Genomic DNA, 23,881 nt, shown 5'->3' on the forward strand with positions numbered 1-23,881 from the left:
GTCTAAAGGCACTGGTGCCTATGCAACACATGGATTCCCGCCTGCGCGGGAATGACAGGCCAGAAGATCAGCCGATGCGCTGCGTCGTCCCGCGGGAACCTCGTCCTCACGGTCCCGACGAGCCCGGGAGCGTACTCTGAGCAAACAGAGCTATCATGATACTATGGAATCGCAGGAATGGGCCGTATCTGTAGTGCAGGACGGCGACAGCTGCTGGCTGGTCGTGGTCGGAGGTGACGTCTCGCCCTCGAACAGTCCGCGCGTCCACGCGCTGCAACGCGCCGTCGAGACGCTGAGTCCTGCCTGGCTTGTGGAAACGGTGCCAGGGTACTGTTCGCTGGGGCTAGTCGTCCAGCCATTGCAGGTCTCACTGGAAGAGGTCGAAGAGCTTGTATCCACAGCCGCAAGAAACGTCACGGCTGCCCCGCTGGTCCAGCCCAGGACCGTCACGATCCCAGTCTGTTATGGCGGCGCATACGGTCCGGACATGGAGGCCGTCTGCCAGCAATCTGGACTGAGCGAACAGGGGGTCGTGCAGCGACACACCGCAGCGATCTACCAGTGCTCCATGCTCGGGTTCCTGCCCGGCTTCCCATACCTCATGGGCCTCGACCCGCAACTGGCGACGCCGCGAGCCGTCGTTCCGGCAGGGAGCGTGGGGATAGCGGGCGCGCAGACGGGCGTCTACCCGGTGTCCAGCCCGGGAGGCTGGAACATCATCGGCCGCACGCCTCTCACCTTGTTTGACCTGTCGCGCGAGCAGCCCTCGCTGGTGCAGGCAGGAGACCTCGTCCGCTTCTCTCCCATCAGCCTTCAGGAATTTGAAGAGCAGCAGTCACATAAAATGTTATCCACAGGTATGCGATGTTACGGAGTATGAGGTTGGTGGGTGCGACGTACTCGAGCCCGGCATGTTGACGACAGTACAGGACGACGGGCACTGGGGACTGCAGAACACGGGGATCCCCGTTTCAGTGGCCATGGACCAGCAGGCGCTGGCGCTCGGGAACCTTCTGGTTGGAAACGAGGAAGGGGTGGCGGCTCTGGAAATCACCTTATTCGGTCCACGCCTAGCATTCACGATAGACGCACTGATGGCCGTGACGGGCGTGGACATGGGCCTGCAGGTGGATGGACACGATATCCTGGCATGGACCGCGATCCTGGTACGAACCGGCAGCGTCCCCTCCATGACCGGTTTCACTGGAGCCGGTTGCCGTGCCTGGCTATGTGTCGCTGGTGGTATCGACGTTCCAGACGTACTAGGCAGCCGTTCGACGCTACTGCGCGTTGCACTAGGAGGATTCAAAGGACGAGCCCTTCGTACGGGAGACAGTCTGCATCTGCGCCCTCTGACACAACAGGTAAGGCGTCTCGATGGGTTCTCCTGCCCTGTCGGGTTGCGACCGCAGTATACCGTGGACGCTCCGGTCCTGCCGGGTCCACAGGCAGAGTCGCTGACACCCGGCACACGACAGGCATTCCTCGACGCGACGTGGACTGTGAGTGATGCCAGCGACCGCATGGGCTGCCGGCTGGAGGGGCCACAGCTTGCGCTCGGTCACGGTGCCGATGTCATCTCGGAGGTCATCCCTGAGGGAGCTGTGGAAGTGACGGGCTCGGGGTTGCCCATCGTCATGCTGGCGGACCGCCAGACGACAGGAGGATATGTCAAGCCGTTCGTCGTCGCCTCGGCAGCACTCGGGTGGCTGGCCCAGCGTCGACCGGGTGACAGCGTCCGCTTTCGCATGTGCTCCCGCGATGACGCACGGGAGATGCTTGAGAAGCAATCTTCTGCAAGGAAAGAATTGACCCGCCTGCAGGCCATCTGGCGCCAGCGCCACGCAGGTGGTACACTGCATCTAACCGTGAACGGCGTACGGCACGTGGTTGAATGGCAGGACGTGACTTCTTTGGAGGCGGACCATGAGCATGGCAGCTGATCTCAACGGCGACGTAGGCGAAAGCTTCGGGGCGTGGACACTTGGCGATGACGCACATGTCCTAGACCATGTCACCAGCGCCAATGTCGCCTGCGGCTTTCACGCAGGGGACCCACAGGTCATGCTGGCGACGGTGAGGGCGGCACGTGACCGCGACGTCGCTGTCGGAGCACACCCGGCGTATCCAGATCTGGTCGGATTCGGACGCCGCGCTATGACGTGTACCCCCGATGAAGTCTACGCCTTCTGCCTGTACCAGATTGGAGCTCTGGCAGCCCTCTGCCGTGCCGAAGGAGTCCCCCTGTGCCATGTCAAGGCACACGGAGCGTTGTACAACCAGTCGGCCAGGGATCCAGATCTCGCCCGCGCTCTTGCGCGAGCGACCCGGGATGCAGCCCCTGCTCTGATCCTGCTTGGACTGCCCCGGTCACAGCACGAGGCTGCTGCCCGTGAAACAGGCATCCCTTTTGCCGCCGAAGCTTTTGCCGATCGCGCTTACCAGGCGGATGGTTCGCTGGTCGCTCGCGCCCATGAGGGCTCAGTCCTGCACGATCCGGAGGCTATCACCCCACGCGTCATCAGGATGGTGACCGAGGGAACCGTCGAGACAGTGCAGCGAGAAGTCGTTACGATACTTGCCAGCTCCATCTGCGTTCACGGGGACAATCCGGCTGCGCGCCGAATCCTGGAGGCGGTCCGTCATGCTCTGGACGAGGCTGGCGTGCACATCAACCCTCTGCGGGAAGTGCTCAGCCTCTAGCGGCCAGAACCCTCCGCTCGTGCTCCAGCAGCCACCGCTTGCGGTCGAGACCACCCGTGTAGCCAGTGAGCGCTCCGTCGCTGCCGATGACACGATGACAGGGAACGATGATGGCAATGGGGTTGTGCCCGACTGCTCCACCCACCGCGTGTGCCGACCTGGGACGGTGGATGGCCATGGCAACGTCTCGGTAGCTTTTCGTCTGGCCAAACGGGATTTCGCACAACGCAAGCCAGACCAACCTCCGGAACTCCGTGCCTCCTGGGTTCAGGAGAACGGAAAACATCGTCCGCTTGCCACCGAAGTACTGACTCAGCTCTGTAATACACTGCTGTACGACCGATGTCATGCAAGCCGCTCCTGTGTCGACGTTCTCGACGAACGTCACCGACATGATGCCATGTTCAGTGCCTGCGACCTCCAGTGCGCCGATGTCCGTGAAAAGGTATCCCTTATCCAGCTGTTCCATCATACGACCCCCTGAACGACCGATCGGATGCATCGACATCCGTGACACAGCATCAATCCTCTACGGGCAGTTCCTTGACACGCCGGGCAGGAACGCCGGCGTACATGCCATTGGGGGCGCAGTCCTTGTTGACGACGGCTCCCGCGCCTATGACGCAGCCGTCCCCAATCGTCACGCCCGGCAGAATGACTGCGCGTGCGCCGATCCAGCAACCGTCCCCGACCGTGATGGGTTGGGGATTGACGTGCCCCGCCCTCTCGGTCGCCGACCCCATGATGTGCGTCGACGTGCAGAACAGCACTTCCATGCCAATACCACATTTCCTGCCGATACGGATGGGCGCTGAGCCATCGAAGAAGCAGCGGTAGTTGACGAACGTGTCTGCACCGATGACGATGTCGCGGCCGGCAAAATAGCATCCGGGCCGAATCCCGTGCGTGCTTGTCCGTATCCCATAGAGGCGCATCAATGACGCTCTGACCGGATTCACGAGAAGTGGACTGGCTGCCAGCCAGTTGATGAAGAAGCCTCTCCACATGCGATCGGCCACCGTGATGATGACAGTCAACCGGTCTGTGCCAGTACGCTGTGCTACCATGTCCACACCCCTTGTTCGTTTTTGACGCTGCCCTTGCCTTCCCTGCCACGAACGGGTTCCATTAATAGGCCCCCGCCAGCCTCCACCCTCGCACTTCAGATCGGATGAAGAACGATGAGAGCGGAACGTGCATGTCAGAATCGCAGCGGCTGCACGGACGTCACCCGTCCATGCCTCCATGCTGCTTTCGATGATTCCGTGCCGCATCGAGACGACACTGCCTGTGAGTTTTACGACTGCGCCGGGGAGGACCGCCTTGAAGAACCGCGCCTCTCTGATGCCGACGAAGTAGCCGATCTGACCCGAGCAACGCGGTGTCGTCAGCATCATCAGCGAGGCGGCCTGCGCCATCGTCTCGATGACGATCACACCGGGTGTCAGTGGAAATCCGGGGAAGTGCCCAGTGTAGAAGGAACTGTCCTCCGGATAGGTAGCCTGCGCTGCCACACGGACGCCGGGAACGACATCCGCAGGGCCGTTGACGAACAGAAACGGCTCTCTCTGGGGCAGGAGTTCACGGACCTGTTCCGGGCTTAGTCTGAGAGTACTTTGCGCCTGTACACTTGCTTCTGATATCATGTTCGCCCTCTCGTACTGGAGTGACCGTCTGCCCGCGTCGAGCGTGCAGAATTGGCATTCCATTCTATGCAATTCGCTCCCCGTGACCACCCTGCAACCGTACCAACCGACGAGAGGATGCCGTAACATCGGGGACAGGTCCAGATGTTACGGGTGGCGGAGGCCGTTGATGGGGATGGAGGTCTCCAGTCGGCATGTCCATCAAGATGCCGGCCTCCTCAGCACGAGTTGCGCAGTTCTTGGCTGCTGCCGCCTTCTCTCACCGGTTTGTGCTAAACTCATATTGTTCTGTGCGTAACGCACGATCCCTGGTAAACGAGGTTGGATAGATGGTTGATGAGAAGATGAACGAGCGTTCTGCGGTGGAGTGCTGCGATACGCAGGACATGGTTCCTGAACAGCGCATCAGCCCACGCAATACATTCGCGGCCATGCAGTACCCGAACTACCGCATCTGGTTCGCCGGACAGTTTGTTTCCCTCTTTGGGACCTGGATGCAGGTGACAGCGCAGGGGTACCTTGCCTACCAGTTGACCAAGTCATCAGCCTTCCTCGGCTATGTCGCGTTCGCCAATGGCGTCCCGGTCTGGCTGTTCATGCTCTATGCGGGTTCGGTCGCAGACCGCGTGCCCCGCAAGACGCTGATGCTCTATACGCAGTCTGCCATGCTGGTGCTGGCCTTTGTCCTGGCATTGCTGACATTCACCGGCGCCGTGCGCCCGTGGCACATCCTAGTCCTAGCGTTTCTACTTGGTATCGCCAATACCTTCGACTCCCCAGCGCGCCTGGCCCTCGTGAACCAGCTGGTCGACGACAAGCGGCACCTGCCCAACGCCGTCGCGCTCAACGGTTCGATGTTCAACATGGCGACGGCTCTGGGACCGGCGGCCGCGGGTGCTGTGTACGCCCTGCTGGGACCGTCCTGGTGCTTCACCATCAATGGCCTGTCCTTCGTCGCGGTCATCGCAGCCCTCTTGCTCATGCGCCTTCGACCGGTGCCATTATCTCCCAGGGATCAGAGCCCCATGGTGGGAATCGTCGAGGGGCTCACGTACGTCTGGAGACACGAGAACATCCGTGCACTCATTCTCCTCATCGGCGTCACGTCGCTGTTCGGCCTCTCGTTTGCCGCGCTCATCCCTGCCTGGGCAGTCAAGGTCCTGCACGGCAACGCAACGACCGGCGCGACCATCAACGGCCTGCTCCAGTCTGCACGGGGCATCGGCGCCCTGCTGGCAGCGCTGACCATCGCGACCGTAAGCCATCTCAAGGTGAAGGGGCGCATTGCCACGTTCGGAACCTTCGCTTATCCCGCCGCTCTTCTGGCCTTTGCCGTTGCCCGCTCGACGGCCCTTGCGTCGCTTCTCATGGCCCTGGTCGGATTTGCCAGCATCCTGGTCGTCAATCTCTGCAACGTGCTGATCCAGTCGCAGGTGGAAGACTCTCTGCGCGGGCGCGTCAGCGCTGTCTACAGCCTGGTGTTCTTCGGCATGATGCCCATCGGCTCGCTTCTGACAGGCTGGCTTGCACAATGGACCAGCGAGCCCGTGGCTATCATCGTGAGCGCTTGTGGAGCATTGACAGGCGCAGTTCTCATCTGGATACTCGTTCCGCGTCTCAGGGCCATGCCATGAATGACATGCCTGCTCAGGGTCGTCACCAGGAGGCTGACATGGAAGAACACATCGGCTCGGCAAGACTGCTCGGTCATGGACGAACTGCAGAGGTGTATGCCTGGAAAGAAGGCAGTGCCCTCAAGCTTTTTGTCCCCGGGTTTCCTTCGCATCTCATCGATCAGGAAGTGGAGGGGACACGGGCAGCCAACACCGCCGGCATCCCTTCGCCTCAGTTCAAGAGTGTCATCACGGTGGACGGTCGCCGAGGGCTAGTGCTGGAACGGCTTTCAGGACGCAGCATGCTCACTCTTCTCGGCCGTGAACCTGCGCGGGTGACGCACTATGCTGGCCTCTTCGCCGAACTGCAGGCCCGCATGCACGACTGTCATGCACCAGACCTGACGTCTCGCCGCGAGGACCTGGCGCGGCGCATCGCCCGGGCCGGCGTGGTTGCACGCGTCAAAGGCGACGCCCTGGCCACCCTCGAGCGGCTTCCCGACGGAGATAGTCTGTGCCACTGCGACTTCCACCCGGACAACGTACTCATGACGCCGCAGGGTCCGTCTGTCATCGACTGGTCGTTTGCGGCATGTGGAACACCCGCATCCGACGCTGCATGCACGGCGCTGCTGCTCCGGATCGCGGATGCCCCGCCCGAGTCCTTTCGCGTAGCATGGGTTGAGCGCGAGGCAAGGGACCGGTTCTACAGAACGTGGCTGAAGCACTACCGAGAGCTACAGCCCGACGCAGCAGGCGCCATGTGGAACTGGCTGCTGCCGGTGGCCGTCGCACGCCTCGCAGATGACATCCCCGAAGAGCGGCCGCGCCTGATGACCCTCATCGAAGAACTGCAGCAGAAGCGCTGACTGCACGAAACTGCTCTCGTCGATTGCTTTTCGCCCGTGGCTTAGTACAACGACGGGCTGTTCTTTGTCCGTGCTTTCGGGGCACGCCTACAGATGATGAGATCGGCGGGCCGCCCCGCTTGGAGGTACCATGGAAAAACTCGATGTGATCCTGCTCATCGGTCGACCAGCAGCAGGCAAGAGCGAGACGATAGACTTTCTGAAGCAGCTGCCCGACGACAAGCGACTGCAGGAGTATCACATCGCCCCATTCGAGGAACTGGACGACTTTCTCTACGTCTGGCAGACCTTTGAGAACGACGCAATCAGACAATCCATGGCCTTGGCAGGCGGGACACGGACGATGCCCTGTACTTCCTGGACAACCGCATCTGGGACTTCTTTATCGAACGCATCGACCTGGGTTTCCGCAAGAAGCTGGCACGGGACCTGCTCTTTCTCCAACACCATACGGTCATGATGGAGTTCGCTCACGGCGGGGAAAACGGCTTTGCGAATGCCTTCCAGCATCTGTCGGACGATGTGCTCGAGCGCGCCGCCATCGTGTACATCGACGTCTCATTCGAGGAATGCCTGCGCAAGAACCGCAGGCGCTATCGCCCCGAACAGGCCGATTCCATCCTGTATCATTCACTCAAGGACGCCAAGATGGAGCGATATTACAAGGTCAACGACTGGGCACGCCTGTCCGAAGGACATGACGAGGGATTCATCGCAGTCAAGGGGCACCAGGTCCCTTTTGCCGTGTTTCACAACGAACCGGAAAAGACCCTCGACCCCGAGCTTCTGGGCGCTGCCTTGCGCGACGTCACCGGCCGGCTTGTCAAGCTCTTCACACACAAGGGTTGAACAAGTCTCCGAGGGTGCTAGACTCAAAAGTTGGTTTCTATAAGTGTTTCCACGCCTGACATGCGGATTCTTTGACAAGAGGAGTGCAACATGGCCGTATTTGATATGACCGTCCACGAAGACGTTCTGGCAGAAACCGTCAAACTGGCTCAGGACCGCAACATCATCATCCCCACCTTCGCACAGCAGAAGGACCCATCGCTTGTCCCGGAGAAGGTCAAGGCCAGGCTCAAGGGCGTCGGCCTCTGGGATGTCAATCCCATCAACCTGTTCCGCATCACGTGGCACAACGACGTCAAAACGGGCCTGTATGGCGACGTGAACTATATCGAACTCCCGAGTTCCATCACTGGCATCAAGGCTCGCGTCGTGGGCATCGTAGGCAAGTATTTCCCCACCGGCGCACACAAGGTCGGCGCTGCATTCGGCTGCCTCGTCCCACGACTCGTGACCGGACAGTTCGACCCTACCCGGCAGGCGGCCGTATGGCCGTCCACAGGCAACTACTGCCGCGGTGGCGCCTTCGACTGCGCCCTGCTGGCCACGGATGCCGTCGCCATTCTCCCGGAGGGGATGAGCAAGGAGCGCTTCGACTGGCTGCGTGAGATTGGAACCAAGGAGGTCATCGGGACTCCTGGAACCGAGTCCAACGTCAAGGAGATCTACGACAAGGTGCACGAGCTGAAAACCACCCGCGGCGACAACATCGTCGTCTTCAACCAGTTCGAGGAATTCGGCAATGCGCTGTGGCACTACGACATGACAGGCTCCGCATTCGAGCAGGTCTTCAACAGCATCAAGGGTCCAAGATCGCGCATGGCGGGCTACGTCTCCGCCACTGGCTCGGCCGGGACCATCAGCGCCGGCGAGTACCTGAAGAAGGTCTATCCATACAGCCATATCACGGCCGTCGAGGCCCTGCAGTGCCCGACCCTCTACGCAAATGGGTTTGGTGCGCACCGCATCGAGGGCATCGGCGACAAGCACGTCCCCTGGATCCACAACGTCCGCAACACCGACGCCGTGGCCGCCATCGACGACGAATATCCGATGCATCTGCTGCGCCTCTTCAATGAGGAAGCAGGCAAGGCCTACCTGGAGAAGAAGGGTGTCCCACGCGAGATCATCGAGCAGCTCAACCTGATGGGCATCTCCTCTCTGGCGAACATGGTCGCGACGATCAAGATGGCCAAGTACGAGGAGATGGACGAGAACGACGTCGTCTTCACCGTGTTCACGGATTCCGCCGACCTGTACCTGTCACGCATCGAAGAACTGCGCGCCGAGTATGGCCCCTACACCGAGATGGATGCGGCGCTCGACTATGCAAAGTACCTCGAGGGCATTCTGACGGACTGGTACCGCGAGCTCAACTATCGCGACCGCAAGCAACTACACAACCTCAAGTACTTCACCTGGGTCGAGCAGCAGGGCAAGACCGCGGAGGAGCTGCGCGAACTGTGGGAACCGGAGTTCTGGAATCAGATTTGGACTGCTGCACCAGCGTTCGACAGACTCATCGACCAGTTCAACGAGAGGACGGGACTGCTGGCGAAGCTGTAGAGTCGCCCGTTCCGACCAATCTGCACCTGTATCGAACCTCCAGGAAACGCCCCGACATGAACCACCGGGGCGTTTGCGCATGTTCTTCCTGAAATCGACTTTTCTCCACAGCCGCTGTTGATTATGTGGAAAACTAGTGGAATCACGTACGGTCGTGTGGTGAACAACCTGTCAGGAACTGTGGAAAACCCCCCGCAAGGCCAGGGTTCAGGTCACCGTTCTGGGCTCCGCATCCCAGGCTCATTCCAGTAAACAATGCTCATGGTGCGGCTGAATGCATCGCAAACGTACAGGGATACGGTATATAGTCCGAAATCGTCTGACAGGGCCACTTTTCGCGATGTGATTCTCAACATCCGCTTCTGAAGCCACTTTACGGGCTTCCGGTACAGGATGGACGGGAAAATTGAGAACCTCCCACCACAAAAGGCGGGCGGGCGGCAATTCCAAGGGAAACAGGGGCTATGCGTTCTCGTCTTCCACGGTTTGCAGGATGACTCCCTGGGCTGAAATGTCGAGGACGAATGTCTCAGCCTCTGCATCCAACTCGATCATCGCCTTCTGCATCGCCTTAGCAACCTTCTCCGCCTTGGCGGGCTCGGCGAGAGCAGCAATGCTGGGTCCGGCTCCCGACAGGAAACTGCCATAGGCCCCAGCCCGGTCGGCGGCACGCGATACTTCGCGGAATCCGGTGACAAGCTTCTCGCGGTAGTGCTGGTGGAGACGGTCATGAAGCGCGAAAGACAGGAGGTCATAATTGCCGCTGAAGATGCAGGCAGACAGCATCGAGGCACGACCGATGTTGAAGACGGCATCTCTGCGTGAATACATGTCAGGAAGACACGCTCGGGCCTTCTTTGTCGACAGGAAGCTGGACGGGACCGTGACGACGACCTTCAGGTTCTGGGGAACGACCTTCATGTAGGCCACCTCGCTCCTGTCGCTCGCAGCGATGGTAAACCCGCCGACCAGCGATGCGGTGACGTTGTCGGGGTGTCCCTCGATGGCAATAGCGTACTTGAGGACTTTGCCAGTATCGAGCTGCGTGTTCATCATGACCTCGAAGCACGACAGGAGCCCCACGATGGCGCTGGCACTGGATCCCAGACCGCGCGTCAGAGGAATGCCGGTGTGAACATTGATGCTCAGCGGTGGCAGGTGCACCGATTCGGCACGCTCGAAGTAGTCCATGACCTCGCTGACGAACTTGAAACCCTTTTCGTTGAGAACATCGGCGCCCATCCCTTCGAAGTGGACGCTCCACTTCTCTCCCGGAGAGAGCACCTCGACGGTATACGTACTACGCATTTCGAGGGCCAACCCAAAAACGTCGAACCCTGGCCCCAGGTTGGCGGTGCTTGCAGGAACGCTAACTATGACTTTATTGATCACGTTTTCTTCCCCCGACGCAACTGCAATTCCTCGATACAGGTGTTGGCAGCGCGCGAACTATCGCAAAACGAATTACTTGACATATCTTACCACGTCCCATGCAATTGCAAGTTTCACTGTGAATGATCAAGCCAAAGCTTGACCGGCATTCTCCAGGAGGTAGACTAAAATGGAGGTATATGACGCTATGACACATGAGCAGCTCACCTACCTTGGTCATTCGGCTTTCCTGATCACCACGCCGGCCGGCGACATCCTCATCGACCCGTTCCTCTCGGGCAACCCTTCGGCATCCATCGGTCCCGACGATGTCCATCCAGACTACATTCTCGTGACGCACGGCCATTCCGATCACCTGGGCGATACCGTCGCTATCGCCAAGCGTACTGGGGCGACGGTCATCGGCCCGGCGGAACTCGTCACCTACCTTGCAGGCAAGGGTGTTGCGAATGTGCATCCCATGCACATCGGCGGAAACCACGTCTTCCCATTCGGTGAACTCTTCCTGACCCAGGCCCTGCATGGCTCCTCGGTGACCGAGAACGGCCACATCATCTACACAGGGAATCCCTGCGGCTTTGTCGTCAAGACCGGAGAGCGGACAATCTACCATGCCGGTGACACGGGCGTGTTTCTCGACATGGAGCTCATCGGCCGCCTGCACCCACTGGACATCGCGCTTCTCCCCATCGGCGGCAATTTCACGATGGGCATCGACGACGCCGTAGAAGCGGTCAAGATGCTTGCGCCACGCACCGTGATCCCCATGCACTACGGGACCTTCCCTGTCATCGCCGTCGACCCACAACTGTTCCGGAAGAAGGTGGAGTCCTCGACGAGCGCCCGTTGCACAGTCCTGGAACCCGGACAGACGTTCTGAGCCAGTTGGCGCCAGGCGCCAGGATTCACCCTCGCGCGTTGACAGCAGGGGTCCGGCCGGTACACTCTTTTCCATGAGAGATCAGAGTCGTACCCCTTTTTTCGATGCTGTCCAGTCATATATCGGCAAGCACCGCGCCGGTCTCCACATGCCGGGGCACATGTCAGGCCAGGGCATTCATCCCCGCCTCAAGGAGTTCTGGGGCGAGAATGTGTTCCTTTCCGACTTGACGGAGGTCGAGGGGCTCGACTACCTCCATCGCCCCATCGGCGTTGTCAAGGAAGCACAGGAGCTAGCTGCTGAAGCCTACGGCGCTATCGAATCATTCTTCCTCGTCAACGGTTCGACGGTCGGAAACCAGGCAATGATCCTCTCGACCTGCGATCCCAACGACCGCGTCATCGTGCAGCGCAACTCGCACCGCTCGATGTACGGAGCACTCATCCTCAACGAACTGCGTCCCATCTACCTTGAGGCCGAAGAAGACCGCCTGCTGCGGTTCCAGACGTTCCCATCCAAGAAAACGTTCGCGCGCGTGCTCCGCGATCATCCTGAAGCCAAGACCGTCTTCGTGACCAATCCCAACTACTTCGGCATCAGCTCGGACATCGACTACTACGTTCAGAAAGCGCACGCCACAGGACGTCGCATCCTAGTCGACGAGGCCCACGGGTCGCACTTCCATTTCCACCCGGACCTTCCCAAGAGTGCTGTCGATGCGGGCGCCGACATGGTTGTCCAGAGCACGCACAAGACACTTGCTGGTCTTACTCAGACGTCTATGCTGCATCTGGGCTCACGGCGCGTGGACAAGGAGCTGGTACGAACCACTCTCACTATACTGGAGAGCTCGTCGCCCTCGTACATCCTCATGACGGCCCTCGACGTTGCCCGTATGCAGATGGCGACGAACGGTCACGACCTGCTTCAGCGGGCCATCGACCTTGCAGAGGATGCTCGCCGGCGCATCAACAACATCGAGGGACTCTTTGCCCCAGGCAGGGAACGCGCTCGCACCGACGCCGTCTATGATGTCGACCTCACCAAGCTGACTGCCCATGTGTCAAGGCTAGGACTGACTGGATTCCAGGTCGAAGAGATCCTCAACAGAGACTACAACGTCGAAATCGAGTTGTCTGATCTTGAGAACATCCTGGCATTCATCACGATCGGGACACCCAAGGAAGCAGTGGAAATTCTCATCAAGGCACTCGAGGATATCTCCCGCAAACGCCACGGCAAGACCTCGACCATCACTCCTCCACCGCCTATCCCCAATATTCCCGAGATGGTCCTCTTCCCGTTCGAGGCATACTATGCCAAGAGGGAGCGCGTCCGCATGGAAGACTCCGTCGGGCGCATCATCGCGGAGCTCGTGACTCCCTATCCGCCTGGCATCCCAATCACGGTCCCCGGGGAAGTCATGACACACGAGTGCGTGGACTACATGGTGTTCATGCGCGACCACGGCGCCGACCTGCAAGGAATCATCGACAAGACAGCTAGGTACGTGCAGGTCGTCAAGGAGCGCTGACCAGCCGCTGGACCCGACCGTTGCCTCTCATGAAAACGCCCTGACGCATGCGTCAGGGCGTTTGACATTTCTGAGGAGAGGTAAAGTCAGACAGGGTACGGCGCACGGATTCGGATGAACTCGGCCTTCTCACGCAACTCCGCAATCGAGCGCGCGCCGACACATAACTGAGACTCTCACGCACCTGCGTCGCAACGTGCGTCATGACCTGCGAAGCAGTGTCCGGCGTCAGGGTATTGAGGACGACAGCTGCGGCCCCTGCGGCAAGAGCCTTGACAACGCTTGCGGCAGAGCACACACCCATGTTGCAGATGATCGACCTCCCATAGAGAGATGCGACATCCTCGACCTCCATGAGAGCGGACAGTTCGGGAACACCGACGCCGGACAACTCTGTTGCCTCTGCAAAGGAACTGAACCCGCTGCCGACAACAACGATGTCCGCGCCGGCATCGATGACGTCTTTGGCTCCGGCGTGTGTCTGAACGTTGCCAACCATTAGCGGCAGCCAGTTATACTCTGCTTTCACCGCCTGGATCTGGCGAAGAATCGCCAAGCGACCAGCATGCGGCACATCCACGACAATGATGTCCATCCAGACTTCCGCGAGCGAACCTATCCATTGCAGCACGCTGTCCCGTTCGAGATCGACAAGGGCGCCGACTACTGGCCGGCCCTTGAGGTCGCAGGCCGCCTCGTCATCCTTGCACATGAGCTCCTTGACCTTGCGCACCTCATGCGCCTGGTCCTCGACACTTCCGAACAGGGGGATGATGCCGATGCCGCCCGCGCGTGCGACGGTTGAAGCCAGACGCGCCGATGTGACGAAGGGGGAGCACAACACGACGTTGGTCGAGAGCCTCGATTCGAGGTTGACATCAGTTGCACCGACCTCGCTCCGGCGAGGAAGAAGCATGACATCGTCAAAGAACAGACCTTCCCGCCCTTCTACTTCCGACTCCAGAGGCCAAAGAACCCACGGTGTTGTGACCGTTCCCGTTCCGCGTCCTGAGGGACGGCTGTAACCTCCACCTCGGCGCCTCTATGAATCCGTAGAGCGCCTTCGACACGGCGATGCTGCCCTTGCCAGTCTTCCTGGAGATCTCTCGCATCGATGCCTTGCCATCACCTGCCACTGTTCCCTCGTAAGGGTCAAGTCCTTTGTGGCGCCGTCTGCCCGCAGTGCATAGACCGCGTCCAGAGAACCGAGTCGCTGGCGCATTGAATTCCACTCGTCGAGAGCGGCCGTCCCCTGGAGGACGATGTCCGCAACCGGCACTGACTCGTCCCTCGTCTTCGGTGTCTCGCCACCCGCAAAAGAGAAGCTCCCTCCCCGGAGACTGAACAAATCGACAAGGGAGCTGTATGCCGTACTGGCACCGACCTCGACATGGACCATTCGCGAATCCTCAATGTAGAACGTCGCCTGGACGCGCCCGCCGAAGATTGACGTTCCCTCGAGATTGAGGCGGCCGGTTCCCTTGCCCTGCACAATCGTCTGGAGGACTTCGTCCACCTGGCAGTTGCCGAACTTCCCCTCAAGCATCCTTGACCCCCAGTTCCACCGCGTATGACGCACGTCCATTGTACTGTGGTGCGCGGCATTTTACAACGTTCGCGTTGCATCCTCGGAGGCCTCCGATATACTGGGAGGGTGCCCACACTCTTACGAAATATCCTGCGTATTTTCCTCATCACCATCATCCCGGGCGTCGAAGTCCGCGGTGCGCTGCCGTATGCCATCGGCGTGCTCAAGATGTCCGTGTGGGAGGCGCTGCTGGTCGCAACGCTCGCCAACCTGTGTATCGCGCCACTGTTCTATCTCCTGGAGAAACCGCTTCTTGCGGTCGCATCCCGGTGGGCATGGTTCCGGCGATACCGCGGTCGCCTCACGGCCCGCAGTGGAAGTACATTGGCAAAGTACGGACTTTTCGTCGGGCTCGCGGTGTTTGTCGCCATCCCTTTGCCGGGGACTGGTGCCTACACGGGCTGTCTCATTGCCGAGATCGTGCGCATGAAGAAGCCCTTGGCCATTGCTTGCATCTCGTTGGGCGTCCTGGGAGCGTGCGCAATTGTTTTTCTCGCATCGGTTGGCGTCATCAAGGGCGTCCTGGCAAAGTGGCTCTGAACATCAAATTGTTCCACGTGGAACAGTAACCGGAGGACCCCATGGATATTGCTGGCAAGCTTGATCCGACGCAACTTCTTCCTGTCGTACGGAGGTCAATGAATGACTTCGCTGCCGCACTGCCTGTTGGGGAGGGGCCAGTGATATGCACCGACACGTTCTGCGCTGGGCTGGCATCGTTTCTGACCTTGCTTGCCCAGACCAACGAAGTTATGAACTTGACGTCTGACGCCGATCCCGGACACCTGCTGGCGACACACATTCGCGACTCGCTTGCGCCTTTGCTTGTGGGTCTCGAGGCCCCGCACTCGCTCCTTGACATCGGAACGGGGGGGGGCTTCCCCGCCGTTCCCCTTGCACTCGCCTGGCCGACCACGACGGTCACGATGTCCGAATCGATCGGCAAGAAGGCACATTTCCTGGAGAGCCTAGTGGGCGGCGTGCCCCTTCCCAGAGCACGTGTTGTCCACGGACGTGTCGAAGACCACGCGAGCGTTCTGCCCGAACGAGCGTTCAACATGATCACCGCCAGGAGTGTCGCCCATATCGCGACTGTCCTCCAGTACGCTCTCCCTCTCCTTGCAAGCAACGGCAGACTGGTGCTGTGGAAAGGAGAAAAGGACCTCGCCGAACTCCAGGACCCACCGTTCGTAGCTACGCTGCATCGCGTCCACTGTACGGCCACGGTTCTCGACTATGCCCTGCCGGGTGTTGAACGTAATTCCAAGCTCGTCATACTGCAGGTGACCCCGACCCTCAGCGGCTGGTCGTCCAGGAGGAACGGCTCGTGAGAATCATCGCCATTGCCAACCAGAAGGGCGGTGTAGGCAAGACGACCACCGCACTGTCGCTCGCCGCATCGCTCGCCGAGCGCAACCATCACGTCCTGCTTGTCGACTTCGACCCACAGGCTAATGCAACCACGGGCCTGGGCATCAACGCGGCGGATATCACGTCCAACATTTACACGTGCCTGTTGTCCGGCGATCCGATCGAGAAGGGAATCCTGCCCAGTCACGAACACAACCTCTCGCTGGTCCCCTCGTCGATCAACCTGGCGGGCGCCGAGCTGGAACTGGCCGGTATGGACCACCGCGAGTACGTTCTTCAGAGCTGCTTGGCTTCCCTGGACGGATCCTGGGATTATATCATCATCGACAGCCCTCCGTCGCTGGGTCTTCTGACCCTCAACACACTGACAGCGGCACACGAAGTCATCATCCCCATCCAGAGTGAGTATTACGCACTGGAAGGGCTGACGCACCTGCTGCGGACGATCAGCCTCGTCAAGCAGCGTCTGAACCCGGATCTTGCCCTGCTGGGCATCCTAGTGACCATGTTCGACAAACGAACCATCCTGTCTGCACAGGTCAAGGATGAGCTCGTCAAGCACTTCGGAGAGACCGTCTTCGCGGCCGTCATCCCCAGGAGCATACGCATGAGCGAAGCACCCAGCTATGGCAAGACCATCCTGGAATACGACACGCTTTCCACCGGTGCCGAGGCGTACCGGCAGCTCGCCAAGGAGGTAGAATCCCGTGAACAACAGTAAGCGTCTTGGACGAGGGCTTGACGCACTCTTCGCCAACGAACCGGCGCAGTCCGCCTTGTTGAGTGACAGGGGAGTTCGGATGCTTCGCTCTGACCAGATCGTCCCTTCGCCGCTTCAGCCACGCCGCCGCTTCGATGAGACAGCGCTCGCAACATTGGGTGAGAGCATCCGCAAACACGGCATCCTCGAACCCATCATCGTGCGCCCACGAGACGACCGATTCGAGATCGTCGCTGGGGAACGCCGCTTCCAGGCTGCCATTCAGATTGGCCTAGAAGAAGTTCCGGTGACAATCCGCGACCTCGACGATCGCACAGCAATGGAGATCGCGCTTTCAGAGAATCTGGAACGCGAGGACCTGTCACCTATCGAAGTCGCCGTCTCCTTCAGTGACTACCTCACCAGGTTCGGGACGACCCAGGACGAGCTCGCACAGCGTCTCGGCAAAGACCGAAGCACTGTCGCCAACTTTATCCGCCTGCTAGACCTTCCGGAGATCGCGCGTACCGCCCTGGACAACAAGATCATCACCGCCGGACATGCCCGCGCACTCCTGCCGTTCAAGGACCAGCGGCAGCTTGGCACGGCGCTGGCAGAGGTGATCCGCAAGCAGCTCTCAGTTCGCCAGACCGAAGCACTGGTCCGCCGTCTGCTCACGAAGAAGCCTCGTGCAGGCACTGTGCATGACGAGGCGCTGCGCAACATCCAGGAGACCATGCAGAAACTGTTGGCCACGCGCGTCAACATACGGGGACAGGTCAACAAGGGCATCATCGAGATCAGCTACTTCAATCAGGAAGACCTCTTGCGCATCCTCGGGATCCTGAACTCCCAGGAAGACGCCACAGACAAAGCCGGCCCCGCAAACTGACCCCGCGATCGCTGTCTGTGACAACGCTCCGGCTCACGCCGGGGCGTTGCAGTTTCAACAGCGAGAAGGCAGCTCAGAAGTCGAGACTCTCCTCGGCCCCGCGGTAGTACTGGACGGCTCCCTTCTGCGCGTCGTCAGTTCATGTGCCTGCGGCAGCGAAATCGAAGCCGTCTGCCTTGACGTCCTCGATGAAGCGGTCGATCTCGAGGTCTACCGTCTCCAGTTGCACGTTCGGATAATTGAACATGGTGCCTCCGGGCGTCTCATTGTAGAACGGGCGGTTGCATCCCGGGCATCCATGTGTCACAAATACAAAATGCCTGTGCAGGAATGACCACACCTGAACTTCATTGAGGCCGAGGCTATGGATGCTTTTTCGGGCGTCATAGGCGACGCCGAAACGCTCTTCTTCCTGCCAATCAAGCAACCCTAGTAGCAACTGAAGCTTCCGGTAGGACACCAGCGCCGGCGGGGCGCCGTGCTCCATATGGGTGCCGCGAACCGGAGTGAAGGCGAACAGCGACACCAGGACGCCTGCCCGGTGCAGCTCGAGCATCAGTTCGGCTGCCTCCATCTCGTCCTCTCCCAGCCCAATAATCAGATGTGTCGAGATACGGCCGGGATACTGCCTGGCCAGCCCCTTGACCAGCGATATCGAATCGGCGAGAGACCCACCCCGAAGCTGAGGATAGAGGCGCTCGGAGCAGCAGTCGATTGCAATACTAATACGTTGCACGCCAGCAGCAAACAGCTGGTCCGCCTCTTCGAACATGGTCACCCGGTACGAGACGGAGATCGGGACTTCGCTTGCCTGGCGGATCCGTGGCACAAGCGCGAGCAGCTGCTCCAGCACTCCGCGTGAAGCCGTTGTCTGGAAACAGACCCTCTGGAATGCCCCAGGATGAGTGACAAGCGCATCAACCAGCTCTTCCTCGCCGACCTCAGGCCAGCTGATGCGTGAAAGCCGGCTGTGATCGCCGATGGCACCCCGCCCCTGTCCACAGTAGGCACAGTCGCCGGAACACTGTCCCCCGACCATGAGGTATGCCGTGGTGGGCGACGCAGCCATCCGGATATCCCTCAGGCCCAGGACAACCAGCGTGCCAATGCTTGCCCGCAGACTCACCGGCTCACCTGCCTGCATTCGCACGTCACTTGTAGAAGACACAGCATTCCTCCACCTGTTCCGCATCCTCTGCGCTCGGCTTCACGCCGACGACGCCCCGGAACTGGTACTGTCCCGCCAGATGCTCCAGCTGCTCACCATAACTGTCAACTCTAGGATGCATGCAGCCCAGTACGAGGTCTGTCGCCGGAAGCTTCAGCCTCGCATAGGCGAACACCGACTCCACAGCATCGACCGGAACAACAGGCACGTTGCCGTAGACCGTCCCCTCCGTGGGGATGAGGACAAGAAAGACCAGCGACGCCGGCTGAAACGAGATCAATGAATCGATCGCCGCATACTCTCCGATAACGACGCCGCCCTTGAGACCGATCGTGAGGTGAAGGTTGACCCTCTGCTTTGCGGACGTCAGTGCCTCTGAACCGCCCGCTGCCAAGAACGCGTCCACCCAGCTCCGGGCTGCGTGCAGGTAGTCGGCGCCAGACCGCTGCAGATGATAAACGTCATGGATAGTCCCATCATCCCATACATAGTCGAGGGAAACCTTGTCGAAATAGGGTGACAACGCACGGACATCCTCGTCCGACTGCAGGCCAACGTGAGCATTGATGCGTATTCCCTGCTCATGGACCCATTCGATGAATGCCAGATGTTCCATCAGGGGCAGGCACCCGTGGAAATCACTTCCACCGGACAGAAGGATGCTCCGGTACTCTCCCGATTCCAGCACGCGACGGGCTGCGGTGACGGGCACCATATGCTGGAGGTAGTGTCCATTGCAGTGGTTGCAGTGCAGTGCGCATTCCTCGCCCGTGACGGACACGGAGAGTGTCCGCCTGGGGACACAATTGAAGACCATGTCTCTCAGGTCTTCCGCCCTATCTGGGGCATGTCGTTGGCAATGACGAGGGAGATGCTGAGCTTGTCAGTAACCGCGATGGCCTGATACGCCTTGTTGATGGTGGAGAGGACCGTATCCATCTCGCCGTAGCAGCTCACCGCCATGTTTCCGACGACACAGCGAACGCCGGCTGCCTCCAATGCACTCTCGAATTCCTTGATTACCACCGCCGTTCTCAAACCATCGTATGGAAACAGAATTGCTTGGACCTCAACGTTCACGAAACGGCCTTCCTTTCCAGCCCCGGCAGGGGGTGAACTACAGATTGTCGAGATCGTCGAGAGAAGTGGACAGCACAGCGATGACCTGTGGATCCCAGCGTCCCTCGTCAGTCTCCTTGTGAAGGATCTCCAGAGCCTGATCACGCGTGAACGCCGGACGATACGTCCGGTCACTTATCAAAGCTTCGAAGCTGTCGGCCACACTGACGATACGAACAAATTGGGAGACCTGATCCCCCTTCAGACCATCAGGATACCCCGAACCGTCCATCTTTTCATGATGATGCCGGACGATATCGGCCACCTCGCCGAATCCATGGACGGGTTTGATGATCTTCTCCCCATACTCGCTGTGTCGTTGCATCTCGGCCCACTCTGAGGGATCGAGCTTGCCCGGCTTGAAGAGGATCTCTCTGCGTATAACCAGCTTGCCAACATCGTGCAGCGAACCGGCCATCTCCAGGACCCATAGCCCGTGCCCGTGGACGCCCATTCTCTTGCCAAGGATGACGCTGATACTTGCGACCTTCTGGTTGTGACGTGGCTCCGTGGCCTCCGCCAGTTCAATGGCGTTCGTGATGACGCCAACGACCTCGGACAACGCGAAGCGCTGTTTGGTCATGCCCCTCAGTCGCGTCAGGGAACGCATGCGCACGCGCAGCTCTTCCCACGATACAGGTTTGTTGAGAAACTCGTCAGCACCGCTCTCGAACCCCTTGAGCTTGTCCACGAGTCCCGACAGCACCGTCAACATGATGACGGGCGTCGTGCCCAGCCGCTCCGTCGCGCGAATCTCCTTCACGACCTCGAACCCGTTGATGTCGGGCAAAAGCCCGTCCAGCAAAATGATGTCGAAGTTATCGGTGGCAGCCTGCTCGATGCCTTCCCGACCCGTCCGAACCCAGGTCACCTGGTACCCCCAGCTGCTCAGCTGCTCCGACAGCGCCACCCCATCGATTGCGCTGTCCTCGACGATAAGCACAGGCGCCTGATCGCCCTCTCCCTGACGTTCGCGCGAGAAGAAAACCAGCTCAACCCTGCGAATCATGTCGTCGTAGGTGATGGGTTTGACGACATAGTCGAACGCCCCCATCTGCATCGCTTTCATGACGTCGTCGTCCTTACTGATGGCAGACACGACGATGATGGGTATGTTCTTGGTCGACAGGGCGGTGCGAAGAGTCTCGAGGACCGTCAGGCCGGTGATGTCTGGGAGGCGGAGATCCAGCAGAATAAGGCCGGGCTGTTCCTTGACAGCCAGGTCAATGCCTTCCCAGCCAGTGCTTGCGGTGAAGGCTGCATAGCCCGCTCGTCGCAACATGTCTCCATACAGATGCAGGCTCTCGATGTCGTCATCGACTACCAAGACCTTTCGTTCCACCAGCGCACCCCCGGTTCTGTCCTTGTTCATCGCCCGCTTCCAACAAACGCGCGGAAACAAATCGGCACCTGCACTCCCAACAACGCTCTAATAGAGTATTATGTATGCATCCGAACAAAAAGCAATTCCGGACAGAATGGCTGCAAGCTCCGGAAACACAGGAAGCCGGACCTCGGAGGCACCAATGCGCACCTTCACCGAAACGGACTTATGTGGCCTGACTCGCCAGAACGGAGAGTCCAGGGAACAGGCAGCCATGGCCTCTGATGCCCATTCGACCCTGGTCGTTCACTCGGCCTCCGGCCACTCGGGCAAGACGACGATCTGCCGATCGCTCGTACGAGACCTTCCTTTTGAGGTGTATATCAAGCTGTCGCGCCACAGCCTGCACCTCGCGACACACTCGCTGGCAGCTGGAACACTGCCCATCGAAGGAGGCGATACTGGACGCCTGAGCCAGTCGGAGCGCTCTCCATGGCTGCGGCCGTTGCGTGACATTATTCTCCTCGACGGACCTTATCAGGAGACAGAGGAGGCGGTGGCCACGACCCTTCAGCAGTGGCCCCTGGAGACACGTGTCCTCATCGAAGGCAACTGTTCATCTGTCCCGGAAAGGTCGCGCTATATGTACGTCCTGCGCTGTCCCCTTCTGCAGAGTGCCAAGCCCGACATGGGCATCATGGCTGCCCGGGCAGACCTGCTCGTCGTGAACAGGTTCCCTGGCTGTACGCCGGCCGAAGAAGCCGCCCTCCTTGCACTCCTCAGAGACTGGAACCCGCACGCGAACCAGATCTCAGGATCCGTACAGGACGCGGTGTTCATCGAGACGGTCGAAGCGGCCGTCCTCGACCTTCTCCCGTTACTGCACTCCGCTTGAAAATGCGCTCCCACATGACACACTATACTGTCGGTGCCTGCTGCCGGTAGAATCAGAAATCAGGAGGTTCCCATGGAAGAAGTTGCACAGGAAGTCCGCGATGAACTGCTCAAGGCAGCAACCGACGGATTTATAGATTGCGGCAAAGCCATAGCCATCGCCCGCAAGCTGAACATCGACCCCAGAGTCGTGGGCAAGGCCTGCGACTTGCTGCACATACGGGTTCGCTCCTGTTCACTCGGCCTGTTCGACTAGCCAGTGCCAGCACTTATCGTCCTCGCCACTGCCACCGCAGTAGTGGCGGTCCTGCTGACGCCGTTTTCACTTCTCGTCAACTTCATGCCACTCCAGAGACTCCTGCTTTCCATGGTCGGCACAACGGGAGGCACGGCGCCTCGCTTTGATGTGGCTGAAGCCGTCCGCCGCGTGGCAGACCTGCTCAAGTATCTTGCGTTCCGCAGACCTCTGCCGAATGACGTCTTCTACTCGCCCCTGGAGCTTGCACACATGGGCGACGTCCAGGCGATCTTCCAGGGGGTCTATCTGACAGCGCTTGTCTCATGTCTGCTGACAGTTGTCCTCATTACTTTCCTTCGCAGAAAAGGACGCGACATTTGCCGTGTTGCCCGGGCAGCCGGCATCACAGTGCTCGCTCTCGTTGCCGCTCTGGGCACCATCTCGGTCACCATCGGTTTTGATGCGCTGTTCATCGACTTCCACGAGCTCACCTTTTCGAACAACTTCTGGCTTCTCCCTGAAGACTCCGGACTCATCCGCCTGTTCCCCGAAAATTACTTCATGAGCTACTTCTTCATCGCACTCAGTGCGACCGTCGTTGTTGCCCTGATCCTCATGATTCTGTCACGCCGCAGGCGCACTCTCCGGCTTTAACCATCGCTCATTGCTGATATACTCCTTGGGTAAGCAGCCATGCACAGCCCCGCTGTGTATAACAAAGGAGACACACATGGAACAACGTGCTGAAATCGGGATCATCGGTGGTTCCGGATTCTACTCTCTGCTCGACAACGCTGAGAACATCAACATCGAAACACCCTATGGAGCGCCATCGGACCTCATCTCGCTTGGTGAGATCGCGGGCCGCAAGGTCGCGTTCCTGCCCCGCCACGGCAAGCACCACCAGCTGCCACCGCACATGATCAACTACCGTGCCAACATCTGGGCTCTCAAGTCTCTTGGTGTCCGGTATATCATCGCTCCTACCGCCGTCGGTTCACTGCAGCCAGACATTAAGGTGGGCGACCTCGTCATCACCGACCAGTTCATCGACCGGACGCGCCGCGCCGATACGACGTTCTACAACGGGCCTGTCGTCACCCACGTCTCCACGGCCGATCCGTACTGTCCCGTCCTGAACAGGATCGCAGTCGCGACCATCAGGAGCCTGGACTTGCCGGTGCACGATGGCGGCACCTGTGTCGTCATCGAGGGACCACGATTCTCCACCAAGGCCGAGAGCAACTGGTTCACCCGTATGGGCTGGCACACCGTCAACATGACACAGTATCCCGAGGTCGCCCTGGCCCGCGAGCAGGCGATGTGCTACTGCAATATCTCGGTCATCACGGACTATGACGCCGGGCTGGTCGCAGAGGGGGCAGTCGACCCCGTCAGCAACGAAGCGGTCATCAAAGCATTCACAGCCAATCTCAAGAACCTTGTGACCATCATCGAGAAGATGGTCCCGCAGATCCCCGGCCCCGACGAAGACTGCACTTGCTTTCACGCCCTGGATGGCGCCAGCATCGGCTAAC

General features: G+C 59.7%; 27 protein-coding genes. 18 read left to right on the plus strand and 9 right to left on the minus strand.

Going from position 1 to position 23,881, the window contains the following annotated elements; all coding sequences use genetic code 11:
- Positions 1-163: 163 nt before the first annotated feature.
- The 3 genes from pxpB to SMC1_RS06700 are packed head-to-tail and all read left to right on the plus strand — an operon-like array spanning position 164 to position 2,703.
- Complete coding sequence (pxpB, locus tag SMC1_RS06690; RefSeq protein WP_119086003.1) at positions 164-880, plus strand: 5-oxoprolinase subunit PxpB; 717 nt, start codon at positions 164-166, stop codon at positions 878-880.
- Positions 822-1,943 (plus strand): biotin-dependent carboxyltransferase family protein, encoded by a 1,122-nt coding sequence (locus SMC1_RS06695; protein ID WP_279386569.1) that lies wholly within the window; start codon positions 822-824, stop codon positions 1,941-1,943. The genes pxpB and SMC1_RS06695 overlap by 59 nt, the downstream gene beginning before the upstream one ends.
- Complete coding sequence (locus SMC1_RS06700; protein WP_119086005.1) at positions 1,927-2,703, plus strand: LamB/YcsF family protein; 777 nt, start codon at positions 1,927-1,929, stop codon at positions 2,701-2,703. Before SMC1_RS06695 ends, SMC1_RS06700 begins: the two co-directional genes overlap by 17 nt.
- Here SMC1_RS06700 and SMC1_RS06705 read toward each other — a convergent pair.
- On the minus strand, positions 2,693-3,175 hold the full coding sequence (locus SMC1_RS06705; RefSeq protein ID WP_119086006.1) for a methylated-DNA--[protein]-cysteine S-methyltransferase: 483 nt from the start codon (positions 3,173-3,175) through the stop codon (positions 2,693-2,695). The two genes, SMC1_RS06700 and SMC1_RS06705, sit on opposite strands and share 11 nt — an antisense overlap.
- Before the next feature lie 49 nt (positions 3,176-3,224).
- Positions 3,225-4,349 carry a DapH/DapD/GlmU-related protein gene (locus tag SMC1_RS11115; protein ID WP_165849291.1) on the minus strand — a complete coding sequence of 375 codons (1,125 nt, stop codon included), beginning with the start codon at positions 4,347-4,349 and terminating at the stop codon, positions 3,225-3,227.
- A gap of 329 nt (positions 4,350-4,678) precedes the next feature.
- Here SMC1_RS11115 and SMC1_RS06715 point away from each other — a divergent pair, with 329 nt between their 5' ends.
- The 5 genes from SMC1_RS06715 to SMC1_RS06735 all read left to right on the plus strand — a co-directional run bounded on the left by SMC1_RS06715 (position 4,679) and on the right by SMC1_RS06735 (position 9,243).
- The gene (locus SMC1_RS06715; protein WP_207799344.1) at positions 4,679-5,983 is read left to right on the plus strand and encodes an MFS transporter; all 1,305 of its coding nucleotides are present in this window, start codon (positions 4,679-4,681) and stop codon (positions 5,981-5,983) included.
- Positions 5,984-6,021: 38 nt separating this feature from the next.
- Positions 6,022-6,831 (plus strand): phosphotransferase family protein, encoded by an 810-nt coding sequence (locus SMC1_RS06720; RefSeq protein ID WP_165849292.1) that lies wholly within the window; start codon positions 6,022-6,024, stop codon positions 6,829-6,831.
- Between the two features lie 130 nt (positions 6,832-6,961).
- The gene (locus SMC1_RS06725; RefSeq protein ID WP_119086009.1) at positions 6,962-7,291 is read left to right on the plus strand and encodes a hypothetical protein; all 330 of its coding nucleotides are present in this window, start codon (positions 6,962-6,964) and stop codon (positions 7,289-7,291) included.
- Entirely contained in the window at positions 7,288-7,680 is a 393-nt protein-coding gene (locus SMC1_RS06730; protein WP_126855184.1) for a hypothetical protein, read from the plus strand. The genes SMC1_RS06725 and SMC1_RS06730 overlap by 4 nt, the downstream gene beginning before the upstream one ends.
- 90 nt (positions 7,681-7,770) lie before the next feature.
- A complete protein-coding gene (locus tag SMC1_RS06735) occupies positions 7,771-9,243 on the plus strand; it encodes a pyridoxal-phosphate dependent enzyme (protein ID WP_119086011.1) in 1,473 nt (490 codons plus the stop codon).
- 462 nt (positions 9,244-9,705) lie between these two features.
- Here the strand turns inward: SMC1_RS06735 and thrB are convergent, their stop codons facing one another.
- A complete protein-coding gene (gene thrB / locus SMC1_RS06740; protein ID WP_165849293.1) occupies positions 9,706-10,635 on the minus strand; it encodes a homoserine kinase in 930 nt (309 codons plus the stop codon).
- 169 nt (positions 10,636-10,804) lie between these two features.
- Here thrB and SMC1_RS06745 point away from each other — a divergent pair, with 169 nt between their 5' ends.
- Positions 10,805-11,515, plus strand: coding sequence for a metal-dependent hydrolase (locus tag SMC1_RS06745; protein ID WP_207799345.1), 711 nt, complete (start codon positions 10,805-10,807; stop codon positions 11,513-11,515).
- A gap of 73 nt (positions 11,516-11,588) precedes the next feature.
- A complete protein-coding gene (locus SMC1_RS06750) occupies positions 11,589-13,049 on the plus strand; it encodes an aminotransferase class I/II-fold pyridoxal phosphate-dependent enzyme (RefSeq protein WP_119086013.1) in 1,461 nt (486 codons plus the stop codon).
- Between the two features lie 52 nt (positions 13,050-13,101).
- Here the strand turns inward: SMC1_RS06750 and SMC1_RS06755 are convergent, their stop codons facing one another.
- Together SMC1_RS06755 and SMC1_RS06760 are read right to left on the minus strand one after the other, a co-directional pair.
- Complete coding sequence (locus tag SMC1_RS06755; RefSeq protein WP_320409815.1) at positions 13,102-14,013, minus strand: IMP dehydrogenase; 912 nt, start codon at positions 14,011-14,013, stop codon at positions 13,102-13,104.
- 78 nt (positions 14,014-14,091) lie between these two features.
- Positions 14,092-14,595 (minus strand): DUF4388 domain-containing protein, encoded by a 504-nt coding sequence (locus SMC1_RS06760; RefSeq protein WP_165849294.1) that lies wholly within the window; start codon positions 14,593-14,595, stop codon positions 14,092-14,094.
- A 108-nt stretch (positions 14,596-14,703) separates the two neighbouring features.
- Here SMC1_RS06760 and SMC1_RS06765 point away from each other — a divergent pair, with 108 nt between their 5' ends.
- The 4 genes from SMC1_RS06765 (at position 14,704) to SMC1_RS06780 (ending at position 17,600) form a co-directional block, all read left to right on the plus strand.
- On the plus strand, positions 14,704-15,177 hold the full coding sequence (locus SMC1_RS06765; RefSeq protein ID WP_165849295.1) for a COG2426 family protein: 474 nt from the start codon (positions 14,704-14,706) through the stop codon (positions 15,175-15,177).
- Between the two features lie 98 nt (positions 15,178-15,275).
- On the plus strand, positions 15,276-15,968 hold the full coding sequence (gene rsmG / locus SMC1_RS06770; RefSeq protein WP_165849296.1) for a 16S rRNA (guanine(527)-N(7))-methyltransferase RsmG: 693 nt from the start codon (positions 15,276-15,278) through the stop codon (positions 15,966-15,968).
- Positions 15,965-16,729: a ParA family protein gene (locus SMC1_RS06775; RefSeq protein WP_320409814.1), complete on the plus strand. Its 765-nt coding sequence runs from the start codon at positions 15,965-15,967 to the stop codon at positions 16,727-16,729. Before rsmG ends, SMC1_RS06775 begins: the two co-directional genes overlap by 4 nt.
- On the plus strand, positions 16,716-17,600 hold the full coding sequence (locus SMC1_RS06780; protein WP_119086019.1) for a ParB/RepB/Spo0J family partition protein: 885 nt from the start codon (positions 16,716-16,718) through the stop codon (positions 17,598-17,600). Before SMC1_RS06775 ends, SMC1_RS06780 begins: the two co-directional genes overlap by 14 nt.
- A 139-nt stretch (positions 17,601-17,739) precedes the next feature.
- Here SMC1_RS06780 and SMC1_RS06785 read toward each other — a convergent pair whose 3' ends face one another.
- The 4 genes from SMC1_RS06785 to SMC1_RS06800 are packed head-to-tail and all read right to left on the minus strand — an operon-like array spanning position 17,740 to position 21,259.
- Positions 17,740-18,768 (minus strand): radical SAM protein, encoded by a 1,029-nt coding sequence (locus SMC1_RS06785; protein WP_126855185.1) that lies wholly within the window; start codon positions 18,766-18,768, stop codon positions 17,740-17,742.
- Positions 18,752-19,585: a hypothetical protein gene (locus SMC1_RS06790; RefSeq protein WP_119086021.1), complete on the minus strand. Its 834-nt coding sequence runs from the start codon at positions 19,583-19,585 to the stop codon at positions 18,752-18,754. The genes SMC1_RS06785 and SMC1_RS06790 overlap by 17 nt, the downstream gene beginning before the upstream one ends.
- Before the next feature lie 5 nt (positions 19,586-19,590).
- Positions 19,591-19,848, minus strand: coding sequence for a hypothetical protein (locus SMC1_RS06795; protein ID WP_119086022.1), 258 nt, complete (start codon positions 19,846-19,848; stop codon positions 19,591-19,593).
- Positions 19,849-19,885: 37 nt separating this feature from the next.
- Positions 19,886-21,259, minus strand: coding sequence for a response regulator (locus tag SMC1_RS06800; protein WP_119086023.1), 1,374 nt, complete (start codon positions 21,257-21,259; stop codon positions 19,886-19,888).
- Between the two features lie 154 nt (positions 21,260-21,413).
- On the opposite strand from SMC1_RS06800, the gene SMC1_RS06805 reads away from it, so the two are divergent.
- The 4 genes from SMC1_RS06805 (at position 21,414) to SMC1_RS06820 (ending at position 23,880) form a co-directional block, all read left to right on the plus strand.
- The gene (locus SMC1_RS06805; protein WP_119086024.1) at positions 21,414-22,106 is read left to right on the plus strand and encodes a hypothetical protein; all 693 of its coding nucleotides are present in this window, start codon (positions 21,414-21,416) and stop codon (positions 22,104-22,106) included.
- A gap of 72 nt (positions 22,107-22,178) precedes the next feature.
- The gene (locus SMC1_RS06810; RefSeq protein WP_119086025.1) at positions 22,179-22,361 is read left to right on the plus strand and encodes a hypothetical protein; all 183 of its coding nucleotides are present in this window, start codon (positions 22,179-22,181) and stop codon (positions 22,359-22,361) included.
- 3 nt (positions 22,362-22,364) lie between these two features.
- Positions 22,365-22,997, plus strand: a complete 633-nt coding sequence (locus tag SMC1_RS06815; RefSeq protein WP_119086026.1) for a TIGR01906 family membrane protein — start codon at positions 22,365-22,367, stop codon at positions 22,995-22,997.
- Positions 22,998-23,073: 76 nt separating this feature from the next.
- A complete protein-coding gene (locus tag SMC1_RS06820) occupies positions 23,074-23,880 on the plus strand; it encodes an S-methyl-5'-thioadenosine phosphorylase (RefSeq protein ID WP_119086027.1) in 807 nt (268 codons plus the stop codon).
- The last annotated feature ends 1 nt before the right edge of the window (position 23,881 follow it).

It is taken from the genome of Candidatus Cryosericum septentrionale (assembly GCF_003570995.1).
Lineage (GTDB): Bacteria > Caldisericota > Caldisericia > Cryosericales > Cryosericaceae > Cryosericum > Cryosericum septentrionale.

Excerpts from the sequence above, each read along its gene's own strand:
- pxpB (WP_119086003.1), top strand. The coding sequence starts at position 164 with ATGGAATCGCAGGAATGGGCCGTATCTGTAGTGCAGGACGGCGACAGC.
- SMC1_RS06700 (WP_119086005.1), top strand. The coding sequence starts at position 1,927 with ATGAGCATGGCAGCTGATCTCAACGGCGACGTAGGCGAAAGCTTCGGG.
- SMC1_RS06705 (WP_119086006.1), bottom strand. The coding sequence starts at position 3,175 with ATGATGGAACAGCTGGATAAGGGATACCTTTTCACGGACATCGGCGCA.
- SMC1_RS11115 (WP_165849291.1), bottom strand. The coding sequence starts at position 4,349 with ATGATATCAGAAGCAAGTGTACAGGCGCAAAGTACTCTCAGACTAAGC.
- SMC1_RS06715 (WP_207799344.1), top strand. The coding sequence starts at position 4,679 with ATGGTTGATGAGAAGATGAACGAGCGTTCTGCGGTGGAGTGCTGCGAT.
- SMC1_RS06720 (WP_165849292.1), top strand. The coding sequence starts at position 6,022 with ATGGAAGAACACATCGGCTCGGCAAGACTGCTCGGTCATGGACGAACT.
- SMC1_RS06725 (WP_119086009.1), top strand. The coding sequence starts at position 6,962 with ATGGAAAAACTCGATGTGATCCTGCTCATCGGTCGACCAGCAGCAGGC.
- SMC1_RS06730 (WP_126855184.1), top strand. The coding sequence starts at position 7,288 with ATGATGGAGTTCGCTCACGGCGGGGAAAACGGCTTTGCGAATGCCTTC.
- SMC1_RS06735 (WP_119086011.1), top strand. The coding sequence starts at position 7,771 with ATGGCCGTATTTGATATGACCGTCCACGAAGACGTTCTGGCAGAAACC.
- SMC1_RS06745 (WP_207799345.1), top strand. The coding sequence starts at position 10,805 with ATGGAGGTATATGACGCTATGACACATGAGCAGCTCACCTACCTTGGT.
- SMC1_RS06750 (WP_119086013.1), top strand. The coding sequence starts at position 11,589 with ATGAGAGATCAGAGTCGTACCCCTTTTTTCGATGCTGTCCAGTCATAT.
- SMC1_RS06760 (WP_165849294.1), bottom strand. The coding sequence starts at position 14,595 with ATGCTTGAGGGGAAGTTCGGCAACTGCCAGGTGGACGAAGTCCTCCAG.
- rsmG (WP_165849296.1), top strand. The coding sequence starts at position 15,276 with ATGAATGACTTCGCTGCCGCACTGCCTGTTGGGGAGGGGCCAGTGATA.
- SMC1_RS06790 (WP_119086021.1), bottom strand. The coding sequence starts at position 19,585 with ATGGTCTTCAATTGTGTCCCCAGGCGGACACTCTCCGTGTCCGTCACG.
- SMC1_RS06800 (WP_119086023.1), bottom strand. The coding sequence starts at position 21,259 with ATGAACAAGGACAGAACCGGGGGTGCGCTGGTGGAACGAAAGGTCTTG.
- SMC1_RS06805 (WP_119086024.1), top strand. The coding sequence starts at position 21,414 with ATGCGCACCTTCACCGAAACGGACTTATGTGGCCTGACTCGCCAGAAC.
- SMC1_RS06810 (WP_119086025.1), top strand. The coding sequence starts at position 22,179 with ATGGAAGAAGTTGCACAGGAAGTCCGCGATGAACTGCTCAAGGCAGCA.
- SMC1_RS06820 (WP_119086027.1), top strand. The coding sequence starts at position 23,074 with ATGGAACAACGTGCTGAAATCGGGATCATCGGTGGTTCCGGATTCTAC.